Below are 13,125 nucleotides of genomic sequence, written 5' to 3'. Positions count from 1 at the left end.
TTTTATTTCCTTTGGATAGCAAATTGGTTTACAACTTAATTTCCTGTAGGAATTACAGCTGATAGAACTTGGTGAAAGCCTTCACGCAATATTCGTGGTCGATAACGCTACCGGTTTCGCGGCAACTGTGCATAGCGAGGATGGCATTGCCCATATCCACACCCTTCAATGGGATGGAAGAGGCGAGGATATTGCCCAATGTGCTGCCACCTGCTACATCGCTGTGGTTTACGAAGCGCTGGCATGGTACACCGGCTGCATCGCAGATGTTGGCGAAGATGGCTGCTGATACAGCATCGCTCGCATACTTCTGGGCTGCATTGAACTTGATGACCGGACCACCGCCCAACTTAGGATGATTCGTAGGGTCGAATTTTTCGCTATAGTTAGGATGCCAGGCATGCGCATTATCGGCTGAAATCATGAAGGCACGCTCTACTGCCTGATAATAAGCCTCTTCTGTATGGCTCTGTGCCAGGGCGATGCGCTGGAGCATATATGAAAGGAATGGACTTCCGGCTCCCTGTTTGGTCTGAGACCCCGTTTCTTCATTATCGAAGATGGCGAGAACCTGGGTGGTATCATTGGCATCAGATGCAATCATCGCCTCTACACCAGCCCAGCACATAGACAGGTCATCGAGTCTGCCTGAAGAGATAAACTCATCGTGTACACCGAAGGTGCAGGCTGGAGTGGCATCAGCCAGATAGAGGTCGAAATCAAGAACATCCTCTTTCTGGATATTCAGTTCATCGGTTATCACATTCATCAGGAGGTTACCCTTCTCCAGTTCATCATTGATGATGCCGAGGATAGGAAGTACATCCTTCTGCTTGCTCAACTTCACACCATCATTCACCTGGCGGTTGAAGTGGATAGCGAGATTGCTGATCTGCAGCAATGGGCGCTTCACATGAAGAAGGAGCGTCTGGGGATTCATCGCATTCTCGCCCTTCACGATAACTCTACCAGCCAAAGTGAGCGGACGGTCGAACCAGGTTGACATGATAGGACCACCATAAACCTCGGTATTCAGTTTTACGATACCGCCCTCGCAAAGCATCTCAGCATTTGGCTTGATGCGGAAGGTAGGCGAGTCGCAGTGGGCGCAGATCATGTGGAAACCGGCATCTGCCAAAGGCTTCTTTCCGATTTGGAAGGCGTAGATGGAAGAGTCGTTCTTGGTAACGAAGAACTTTTCACCCGCTTCAATCTTGCCCAAAGGCTCCTGTGGGTTCATACGGCGGACCCCGTTCTTCTCCAATTCCTTGGAGATATTCTTTACTGCCAGGAAATTCACTGGCGATGCGTCTAGAAAGGATAATAATCTTTTGATCATAGTCTATATCTTTATATTAATATGTTGCAAAGATAATAGATTTTTTTCATTTTATCTCATTATTCTAATTGTTTTTCATTTTTTTGTATTATCTTTGTCCCCAAATAATATCAATGAAAGAATTATGAAACGACATAAATCCTGTACTCTAATTATATTGCTGCTGTTGGCATCGGCTCTTCAGGTATATGCGCATATTTCCAGAAATATGTTCATGCTTTCCAATCTCAATGCAGACAATGGTCTTTCCAGCCCTCGTGTTTATTCTATTGTCGAGGCAGAGGATGGTGCCATGTGGATAAGTACTAAGCGTGGAGTTGACCGATATAATGGGCAACAAGTAACCAATTATACTTTATACACAGAGATGCCGTATAGTGATGCTAGTGGTAGAAGTATTAAACTGACTAAGGATGCGCAACATCTGATTTACGCCTACGACAACAAGGGAAAGGTGTATATATATGATAAGAGGAAAGATGCATTTGTTTTGAAATGTAATCTTCAGAATATTTTAGGTGGAAGTATCGTGTTGAACGAACTGTTGGTAGACGAAAAGGGCAATTTCTGGTTAGCTATGGATAGAGGCATTTATTGCTTATCAGCAGCTACTGATGGAAAGGAGATAGTTCGGGAGACAGCTAAGGGTAGGTTTGTATTGAAAAATACCTATATTAATCATATCCAATTTATAGGTGAGAAACTCTTGATAGGAACTTTTAAAGATGTTTATTGCTATTCGATGCCTGCCCGGAAGTTAGAAAAGAAGATTAGTGGCAGTTCTGTAGTATCCTCTTATCATGATATTGTGGGACATCGTATCTGGCTGGGTACTTTTCACGAAGGAGTTAAAGTGATGGATGATAGTACTTGGAAGCTGATAAAATCTGCTGATTTCCAATCTTTGCAAAACATTCCTAAAATTCCCGTACGTTCAATCATTTTATATGATAAGCAGACTCTTCTGATGGCTGTAGATGGAGCTGGAATATATGCTTATGACAGTTCGAATAAACAAACCAAACTCTTGCTTGATACAGATGGACGTCCTGGTAACGTGTTGAATGGAAATGGATTATACACCTTGTGCTGCGATCGTTTTGGCGATTTATGGACTGGCTCTTACTCGGGAGGAGTAGATTTGGCAATACCGATGAAACATACTTTGGAATATATCACACATGAATATCTCAACAATCAATCACTGATAGATAATTGTGTGAACGATGTTTTCCAAAGCCGTGATGGGAAAATATGGTATGCCACAGATAAAGGAGTAAGTGTTTATGATGCGCAGACTCATCTTTGGCATCATGGATTATATAATAAAGTGGCGCTTACGATTTGTCAGACTGTAGACGGCAGAATTCTGGTTGGTACCTATGGTAATGGCGTATATCAGGTTAATGCAGATGGCACTAGTATGCCTGCTTATTCTGTGGATACAGGAATGTTGAAGAGTGATTACGTATTCAGTCTTTTAACTGATAGCGATGGTAATATTTGGGTGGGATGTTTGGATGGAGATATGGCTTGTTTCCCTTCAGATAAATATAATTTGAATGGAACGGGAAAGTCGGTATTCTATCTGCCTGTCAACGAAGTGCAATGCATCACGGAATCATTGGATAAGCGTTTTATTGCTGTAGGAACTTCGCATGGAGGCTATTTGATTGATAAGCGCGAACCTTTGCATCCTCGTCGTTTCTTTTATCCTGAACAGTATCCCGATAAAGACATTAATTTGTTTGTCAACAGTATGGCTTTTCAGGATTCCCGTCATATCTGGATTGGAACGGATGGAGGAGGACTCTATGATTATGATTTCCTGACAAAGAAGTTTAAGCGTTATACTAATCAGGACGCTTTGCCTTCTAATACTGTTTATGGACTTATAAAAGGTATTAATGGCAATTTGTGGATAAGTACGGATAAAGGATTGGCGTTCATGAAACAGGGTAAGATAGTAAACCTCAACATCTTTAAGGGAATGGAACGTGAGTATAACCGAATGTCTGTTGCGTGTACTTCAGATGGCAGGGTGCTTTTTGGCAGCAACGATGGAGTTGTCACTTTGGCTCCTATGTTTGCCAAAGGTTTGAATTATGCCGCTCCACTTCGTATTCATAGTGTTGAGGTTGAAGGTGTCGAACGTTCCGATCACTGGAATGAATGTCTCTTTGAAATGTTGAAGGAAGGCAAATTGAAACTTAGCCATAACGAGAATACGCTGGTTGTTTCTTTCGAGAGTATCAATTATCAATACCAGTATGATATTCAATATCAATATTATTTGGAAGGATACGACCGTAATTGGAGTAAATCATCTTCTAATCAGTTGGCACGATTTGTAAATTTGCCTTCGGGCAGCTATGTGCTTCATGTAAAGGCTATCTGCAGAAGTAATGGTAGAGAATTGGGAGAAACAACCTTGGAAATTCATATAGCCCAACCTTGGTGGAAAACCTGGTGGGCATGGATTATCTATCTCTGTATTTTTGCTGCCATCTTATATTTTGTCTGGCAGTATTACAAAGAGCGCTTACAGCGAAAGTATTATGATGAAAAAATCAATTTCTTCGTTAATACTGCCCATAACATACGTACTCCTTTGAGTCTCGTGTTGGCTCCTCTTGATAATCTGGCTAATGATTCCAACTTGAGTGAGAAAAGTCGTGGATTCTTGGATATGGCGCATCGCAACGGCAACAAACTATTGAAGATGGTTACAGAATTGCTTGACTTCCAAAAGGCAGAGCAGTCTGCCGAACAGGTTCGCCTGCAAGATATAGAATTGCCGATGCTTTTACGTGTGCAGTTGGAAAAGTTTGTATTGGCAGCTCAGGAGAAGCATATTCAACTGTGTATTGAAACGTGTCCGCAGCAACAGATTCATTCTGATGTCAAAATGATGGATTTGATATTGGAAAATCTTCTCTCGAATGCTATCAAATATACACCTCAAGGTGGAAAGGTTACGTTGTCGGCTTCTATTGAAGGTAAGATGGCTATGATTCATGTATGTGATACAGGTATAGGTATCCCAAAGGCCGAAATTAAGAGTATCTTCAAGACCTTCTTCAGGGCTTCTAATGCGATAAATTCTCAGGAAATGGGAAGTGGATTAGGACTGATGCTTACACGAAAGCTTGTAGAGAAATTAGGAGGAAAGCTTACTTTCGTAAGTGAGGAAGGAAAGGGTACTACTTTCTGTGTGAAGATGCCATTAGGTAATGTAACAGATTCTTCTGTTCGGCTTGTAGGAGAAAAGAAAAATGTTGCAACTGAATCTTCTTTAGCTGAAGATAAGCATGATGAAACTTGCCAGACTGTTTCTTCTGCGGTTCTGCAGGATGCTGATGTTTCAACGGATACACTTCTTTTTGTCGATGACAATGAAGATCTTCGCAAATATATCAGAATGACTTTTGGTGATTCTTATCAAGTAGTTGATGTGGAGAGTGCAGAGGCTGCCTTGAAATATTTGAAAGAGGGCGGGGTATGTGATATCGTTGTTTCTGATGTCATGATGCCGGGAATGCACGGAGATGAGTTCTGTCGCAGCATCAAGGAAAATAAGGAAACATCATGGCTGCCTGTTATCCTGCTGACTGCTAAGGCTGGTCGTGACTTTATGATAGAGGGACTCGGACTTGGTGCTGATGACTATATAGCCAAGCCATTCGATACTGCTATTCTTGCGAGTAAGGTTGCTAGTATTTTGAAGAATCGTCGCCGGTTGAGTCAGTATTATATGGACAGAAGCCTTGCTCTTGTTAGAGGAGAGGTTGCTTCTGAGTCTGCTTCTTCCGAGCAGATTGTGGGTTCTGATTCTTCCTATGAACTCTTGGAACCTACTGGAGCTTCTGAAAAGAAAAAAGATGATACTGTCTTGAATAAGCAAGGCCAGACATTCGATAATGTGGCAGAAGCTGTTCTGAATCCACAAGACCAGGCTTTTGTAGACAAAGCTACCCGTTTGGTGTTGGCTCATCTGAGCGATACAAACTTTAATATCGACCGACTCTGTAGAGAGATGGCGATGAGCAGAACGCTTTTCTATGGTAGGCTGAAGACTCTTACGGGTCAAAGTCCGCAGGATTTTATGCGTTTGATACGTCTGGAGCAGGCTGCAATCTTCCTGAAACAGGGGGATAGTGTGCTGGAGGTCTCAGTGAAAGCCGGTTTTGTAAATGTGAAGTACTTTAGTACTGTATTTAAAAAGCACTTTGGAGTTTCTCCAAGTAAGTATCTGTAAATTAGAGTTTTAAATTCAAAGAAAAGGTTTCTGTTTAGACGATATGTCTGAATTGAAACCTTTTTATGTTTGTTATCTAACCCTCTGAAAGTTCCTTTTCTTTATCTTTGCAGCCAAATTCTGTTACGTAAGTCAAACAGTTATTAAAAAAACGAAACAATAACAATATAAACATAAAAATGAAAAGGAACTTTTTGAAATTTAGCCTCTTTTTAATAGGCATCTTCACATGTCTCTCATGCGAAGCAAGTACGTTGCACTCATCATCCAGCAGTTCTGATGGCGTAGGCGAATCCATACCTACTGCCCAGCAATGGAATAAAGACGTTGTGGGGTGGAATCTTGGCAACGAATTCGAGTGCTCAGCTCCTGGACAGGATGGTGAGTCGATGCAGATTGGCAACCCTGATGGTTCTATCCATGCAGAGACAGCCTGGGGCAATCCCGTTGTTACCAAGAAGATGATACAAGCCGTGAAGAAGGCAGGTTTTAATGCCATCCGTATTCCAATCCGTTGGCAGTGCCACATTACCAACGCTCAGGCGATGAGCATCGACAAGGCTTGGATTGCTCGCATCAAGGAGGTGGTGGGCTGGTGCCTTGACAACGGTTTGAAGGTTATCATCAATGTGCATCATGAAAAATGGCTCGAAGGTCGTCCTACCTATCAATATAAGGAAGAAAACTGCCAGAAGCTTGCGCTCCTCTGGATGAATATCGCCTCTGAGTTTGCCAATTATGACAGTCGCTTGGCTTTTGCCGGTACCAATGAGGTTCACATCAGGGACAACTGGGGCAAGCCTACTGCCGAAAACCTCGAAGTGCAGAATGCTTACAATCAGATATTCGTGGATATGGTTCGTGCCACAGGCGGCAACAATGCCAAGCGCCATCTCATCTTACAGACTTACGTTTGCAACCCTTGGTTTGGCATCGAGAATGGAGATTTCATCATTCCAAAGGATGCCGAAGGCAATGGCATCAACTATATGAGTGTGGAATTCCACTACTATCAGCCATGGAGCTACGCCGGCGATTGCACCTACGATTACTGGGGTGATGCTTACAAGGATGCTGGCAAGATACCTGCTGAAAACGAGAAGACGATGACGGATTTCTTCGACAAGGCGGTGAATACCTGGAGCAACAAAGGACTGGGTATTGTAATAGGAGAGTGGGGAGTAACCGATCATTATAAGTCAAACTCAGAGAAAGTGCATGAAAACATGACCTACTACTGTAAGTTCTTGACTACGGAGGCTCGCAAACGAGGCTTCTCTACTTTCGTTTGGGACAACAACCACTTCGGCAACGGCTCTGAGAAGTATGGCATCTTCGACCGTTTCAAGAGTATGAAGGTGAATGCTCCTTGGATTCTCGAAGGAATCTTTGGGAAAGAATAATGTTAAACTAAAAACAAAATATCAATTATGAGAAAGAAAACTATGTTTCTCGGCCTGCTCGGTGCAGGTTTGATGTGGATGCCTGCTTCTGCCATTCTCGCTGCCCAGATGAACAATGCTGCGATGAGCGTGCAGCAGAACCAGGGCATCAAGGGTACAGTGCTGGATGCCACTGGCGAAACCTTGATTGGCGCTAGCGTGAAGGTGGCTGGTACAACCAACGGTGCCGTTACCGATATAGATGGTAACTTTACGTTGAACTGCAAGCCTGGAGTAACGCTCGAAGTGAGCTACATCGGTTACAAGACGATGACCGTGAAAGCTGCTAATGGCATGAAAATCACGATGCAAGAGGATGGTAAAGCCTTGAATGAGGTAGTTGTCACCGCCCTCGGTATCAAACGAGACCGCAAGGCCCTCGGCTATGGCTTGGAGGAAGTGAAGGGTGAGGAACTCACCAAGGCGAAGGAAACCAACGTCATCAACTCTCTTTCAGGTAAGGTGGCTGGTCTTGTTGTGCAGAACACCGCTGGCGGTGCTTCTGGTTCTACCCGCGTGCTCCTTCGTGGTAATACAGAAATGGCAGGCAATAACCAGCCTCTCTATGTGGTGGATGGTGTGCCTTTGGATAATACCAACTTTGGCAGTGCTGGTGAAGCTGGTGGTTATGACCTCGGTGATGGTATCTCTGCCATCAACCCTGACGACATCGAGACGATGACCGTATTGAAAGGTCCTGCTGCCTCTGCCCTCTATGGTAGCCGTGCTTCCCACGGTGTTATCTTGATTACAACCAAGAAGGCGGAGAAGGATAAGATTTCCGTGGAGTACAATGGTTCTTATACTATCGATACCCAGTTGGCTAAATGGGACGACATCCAGGAGATATATGGCGCTGGCTACAATGGCGAGCTTCCTAATTCGAGCACTTCTGGTACGAACTCAAGTTGGGGACCTAAGGCCGATGACTTCATGTTCAAGTATTTCGATGGCGAGGAGCGTCCTTTCCTGATGCACCCTAACAATGCCTCCGATTTCTTCCGCACAGGTTTCACCGCCCAGAACTCTGCCATCCTCTCAGTTAATTCCGGTAAGACGGGTATGCGTTTCTCTGTTACCGATATGCGCAACAAGGATATCTTGCCAAATACTAATATGAGTCGTGACAACTTCAACCTCCGTGTGAATACCTCAGCAGGTCCTATTGACTTCGACTTCACCGCCAACTATACTCGTGAGAAGGTGAAGAATCGTCCTGCCCTTGGTGACTCTCAGAGCAACGTGGGTAAGAACCTCATGACCCTGGCGGGTACCTACGACCAGGCTTGGTTGAAGCACTATGAGGATGCCGACGGCAACTACTCCAACTGGAATGGTAACGACCAGTATAACAAGAACCCATACTGGGATCTCTATAAGAACAGCAATACATCCGACAAGGACGTGTTCCGTTTTACGGGTAAGGCCATCTGGAACATCGACAAGCACCTCAAGTTGCAGGGTACCATCGGTACCGATATCAACAGCATGAACTTCGAGGACTTCATCGCTAAGACAACTCCAGGAACTCCTGCCGGAAAGCTTACCGACCAAATCTTCAACAACCGCACATTCAACGCCGAGATACTCGCCCTCTACAACAACTCATGGGGCGACTTCGATGTCAACGCTACCGCTGGTGGTAACATCTTCAAGGTGAACAACAAGACCATTACCAACGTCGGTCTCAACCAGCAGATGAATGGCATCAAGAACATCATGAACTATCAGGAGCAGAATACTCGCGAGAGCATGTATAAGAAGCAGATCAGCTCTCTCTATGCCAGCGCGAGCCTCGGCTACAAGCATACTTACTATCTGGAGGGAACTCTCCGTGGAGATAAGTCTTCTACGCTCCCTTCGGGCAATAATACATATATATATCCTTCTGTATCTGGTAGCTTGGTATTCTCTGAGTTTATCAAGAACAAGAAGTTCATCAATTACGGTAAAATTCGCGCATCTTGGGCAAAGGTAGGTAGCGATACCGATCCATACCTGTTGGCACTCAACTATACCACGGGCAAGTACAGCTACTCGGGTTATACCATCGGTATGATAGCCAACTCAACACAGCCAAACAAGGATTTGAAGCCTACTATGACAGGTTCTTACGAGGTAGGTTTGGAGATGAAGTTCCTTAACGGACGCTTGGGCTTGGATGCCACCTATTACAACCAGAACTCCAAGGACCAGATTTTGAGTTTGGCTTCAACCACCACCTCTGGCTATGCTTACCGCCTCATCAATGCCGGTGAGATTCAGAACCAGGGTATCGAGATTGCCCTCAATGCCCGTGCCTTGCAGATCAAGGACTTCGCTTGGGACTTGGGTGTCAACTTCTCGAAGAATACCAACAAGGTGAAGTCGCTCACCGATGGCATGGACTACTTCGAGTTGGCGAAGGCATACTGGTGCGGTGTTTCTGTAGGTGCCAAGGTAGGTGAGAACTATGGAGCTATCCGTGGACACGACTTCCTCTACAACGACAAGGGTCAGGTGGTTGTCGATGCAGCTACTGGTCTTCCAAAGGTTGACCAGAAAATCAAGACCATCGGCAATTCTACTTGGGACTGGACAGGTGGTTTCTACTCAACCTTCAGCTACAAGAACTTCCGCCTCTCTGCTGCATTCGATGTGAAGGTAGGTGCCGACATCTACTCTATGTCTATGCGTTCTGCATACCAGACTGGTAAGGCAAAGGGAACATTGGCAGGTCGTGAGGAGTGGTACACTTCTGAGGAGGCTCGCAAGGCTTCGGGTATGGACCTTGCCGCATGGCGTGAGTCTGGCAACTGCAAGGGACTCGTAGTGGATGGTGTTATCGACAATGGTGATGGTACTTATCGCAAGAACGACATCGCCGTGAACCCTGAAGATTACTGGAAGCATGTGGCAAATGGCGTGCAGAGTGCCTTCGTTTACGACAACTCTTACGTGAAGTGTCGTGAGATTACTTTCGGCTATACCTTCCCAGAGAGCATCCTGGGCAAGTATGTCAAGGGCTTGACCGTATCCTTCGTGGCTCGTAACCCATTCATTGTTTGGAAGAACATTCCTAACATCGACCCAGACTCCAGCTACAATACTTCAGGTCTCGGTCTGGAATATGGTTCCCTGCCATCTCGCAAGAGTTATGGTTTGAACGTGAACGTGAAGTTCTAATCTCGAAAAAATAGAATCAATTTCTTTAGAAGAGTTCTAATATATAATAAGGTAAGAAAATGAACAATATAATCAAGAAATATATAGGTAAGAGCAGCCTGATGATGGCTTTCGCCCTGATGGCAACCGGCACTGCGATGACTTCTTGCTCAGATGATACCTTGAGCAACATCAATACCGACAAGACCAAAGTGAACGAGCTCGACCCTAACGCACAGTTGACAACAGCTTTGTTGCAGACTTACGGTGACTTCAGTCTGATGGATACCTACCGTAACTATATAACTGGTTTTCCACAGTATTTCGCTGGTGGTTGGAATGTAACCAATTACGCTGGTTCTAATTTCAGAGAAGATGATATGACCCGTCGTGTCTGGGACCGCTATTATGAAATCAGTATCAAGAACCTTGTGGATGCCATCCACAATTCTGCTGACAAGGCAAACTTGAATGCGGCACTTCGTATCCATCGTGTCTATCTCACGGCAGTTTTGGCAGATACCTACGGTGACGTGCCTTGTTCGGAGGCAGGTCTGGGTTATATCTCAGGTATCTCCACCCCTAAGTATGATACCGTAGAGGAACTCTACAGCTGGTTCTTCGAGGAACTTGACGCTTGCGAGAAGCAGCTTGGCACAGGTACCGACCACATTTCTGGTGATGTTACCAGCATGGGTGGTGATGTAGTTCAGTGGAAGAAGTATGCCAATGCACTCCGTATGCGCTATGCCATGCGCATTTCCGATGTTAATCCACAGAAGGCAAAGGAGGAGTTTGAGAAGGCTGTAGCTGCCGGTGCCATCGCCAGTGCAGCCGATGATGCTTATATCAAGTATGCTGATGCTCCATTTACCTATTATGATGGAGCCAACGACTACGATTTCCGTGCCAATGCATTGAGCGAGACGCTCTATGGTCAGGATGCCACATCGCCTACCATGGTATGCTCTACCTTGTTTTATCAGTTGCAGAATACCAATGACCCTCGTCTCTATCGCATCTGCCGTCACTACTACAATATCAAGCGTAGTCAGGTGAAGCCAGATAAGGAACAGAATATCGACTTGACCGATGATTTCCTGGCTTACTTCCAGAACAAGGGTCTCGGTGAGGAGCCTTGCAACCCTGGTGCAGCCTGGTACACAGACTGGATGAATCCAGCAACGTTGGATGACCTTCCTACTTTGAAGAAGTATGCAGAGATAGACGAGAACACTTATGCCAACTCTGATTATATAGCCCGAGCTAGTCGTCCTTGCCTGAACATCGACTTCGAGATGCCTTCTTGTCCTGGCGACTTGATGAGCTATGCAGAGGTAGAGTTCCTCAAGGCTGAGGCTGCAACCAAGGGTTGGAATGTAGGTGGTGGTGATGCAGAGAGTCACTACGAGGCTGGTGTTCGTGCCAGCATGGAGTTGCTCAACAACTACTATCTTACATCCAACAAGATTTCCAAGGAAGAGATAGATGCGTTCATTGCTAACAATCCGTTGGGTGACAATCCTAAGGAGACCATCAACACCCAGGCTTGGATTCTCCACATGATGAACCCTTCTGAGGGTTGGGCTAACATGCGCCGCTCTGACTATCCTGCCATCTTGAATCGTGATCTCTTGACCAAGAATGGTTTCACTTATACGGATTCCGATTGGTCAATGCCTGTCCGCTTGCAGTATCCTGAGTTGGAAGCTCAGTACAACAATGCCAACTACAAGGCTGCCATCGACCGCATGGGTGGTACAGACGATTGGCACAAGCACCTCTGGTGGGACAAGGCTGATGTAAACCTTCAGCCAGACTTCAATCCTCCATTCGGAAAGGGATATAGCAAGTAGTGTTTAATGTTAAGTGTTAAATGTTAAGTCTTATAGGACAATAGAATAGAATAATTAATTATGAATAAGACAATGAAACAATATAAGGGAAAAGTCTTGAAGGCTATGATGATGCTCTTAGCCGTGGGTTTCGCACTGGCTGGTACATCTACCTTGTCTTCTTGCTCTTCTGACGATGAACCATACTTCACTGTCAGCGAAGATGACGATCCACGTATCTTGAACACCGACTTGGCTGATTCCAAGATAGACCGCAAGACTAATTATAAGTTGGAAATCAAGGTGACTCCTGTTCACTACACCACTGTGACATGGTTGCTCGATGGCACTCAGATTTATGAAGGTACCACTATCGACCAGACTTTGCCTGTAGGTAATCATGAACTGAAGATTGTGGCAACCACCACCAAGGGCAAGAGCACATCCCGCACCTTGAACGTTACCGTGACTCCTGCTGCCGATGACCCAGCCCTGGGTACCAATGCCATCGAGCTTTGGGTAGCTCCAGGTGCTGAGACCACTATCCATAAGTGCAAGAATCTCGGTACAGTTACTAAAGTAATGGTAGGTGGCAAGGAAGTAGCCTTCGAGGTTCACGAAGAGGGCACAGCCTTGAAGCTCACAGCTCCTACAGGTTTGGAGAATGGTGACTATGATATCACTTTGGTAGATGGTGAGGGCAACCAGTTCCCTGGCGGTACCATCAAGGTAACCACCGAGGCTCGCCCATCTATGGAGAATACCCTCTGGGAAGGTGAGTTTGCAGTGACATGGGGTACCCCATTCGATGCCTTGAAGGATACCTTCCTCTCAAAGGTGAAGGCGGGTACTATCCTCCGTGTTTATGTGGATGGAAACGGTCAGGGTACCGCTGCCACAGCTTGGTGGAACAACATCCTTACTGGTAAGGGCGACCCAGAGCGTGGCGACATTATGGTGAATGGACCTGCTAAATGGGAGTTTGAACTGACCGACCTCTCTATCCAACTCTTGACAGAGCAGAATGGTCTCCTCCTCGTGGGTGACGGTTACACCGTAAAAAAAGTAACTATTGAATAATATATTGGAAAGATTTCCGTTTTTATC

6 protein-coding genes are annotated in these 13,125 nt (G+C 45.3%); 5 read left to right on the top strand and 1 reads right to left on the bottom strand.

Features of this window, described 5'->3' with window-relative positions:
- Positions 1–52: 52 nt before the first annotated feature.
- A complete protein-coding gene (locus ACQRBJ_RS00235; protein ID WP_445302593.1) occupies positions 53–1,339 on the bottom strand; it encodes a M18 family aminopeptidase in 1,287 nt (428 codons plus the stop codon).
- Positions 1,340–1,463: 124 nt separating this feature from the next.
- Between ACQRBJ_RS00235 and ACQRBJ_RS00230 the strand changes: the two genes are divergently transcribed.
- From ACQRBJ_RS00230 to ACQRBJ_RS00210, 5 genes are all read left to right on the top strand, one after another.
- Positions 1,464–5,597: an ATP-binding protein gene (locus tag ACQRBJ_RS00230; protein ID WP_445302592.1), complete on the top strand. Its 4,134-nt coding sequence runs from the start codon at positions 1,464–1,466 to the stop codon at positions 5,595–5,597.
- A 179-nt stretch (positions 5,598–5,776) separates the two neighbouring features.
- Entirely contained in the window at positions 5,777–7,000 is a 1,224-nt protein-coding gene (locus ACQRBJ_RS00225; RefSeq protein WP_445302591.1) for a glycoside hydrolase family 5 protein, read from the top strand.
- Positions 7,001–7,027: 27 nt separating this feature from the next.
- Entirely contained in the window at positions 7,028–10,204 is a 3,177-nt protein-coding gene (locus ACQRBJ_RS00220; RefSeq protein WP_445302590.1) for a SusC/RagA family TonB-linked outer membrane protein, read from the top strand.
- Positions 10,205–10,263: 59 nt separating this feature from the next.
- Positions 10,264–12,039 (top strand): SusD/RagB family nutrient-binding outer membrane lipoprotein, encoded by a 1,776-nt coding sequence (locus tag ACQRBJ_RS00215; RefSeq protein WP_294970534.1) that lies wholly within the window; start codon positions 10,264–10,266, stop codon positions 12,037–12,039.
- 72 nt (positions 12,040–12,111) lie between these two features.
- Positions 12,112–13,098, top strand: a complete 987-nt coding sequence (locus ACQRBJ_RS00210; RefSeq protein WP_445302589.1) for a hypothetical protein — start codon at positions 12,112–12,114, stop codon at positions 13,096–13,098.
- The last annotated feature ends 27 nt before the right edge of the window (positions 13,099–13,125 follow it).

The sequence above is a fragment of the Prevotella sp. SGI.167 genome (genome assembly GCF_050313615.1).
Lineage (GTDB): Bacteria > Bacteroidota > Bacteroidia > Bacteroidales > Bacteroidaceae > Prevotella.
The sequence above is the reverse complement of the archived record's forward strand: the minus strand, read 5'-3'. Positions and strand labels throughout refer to the sequence as shown.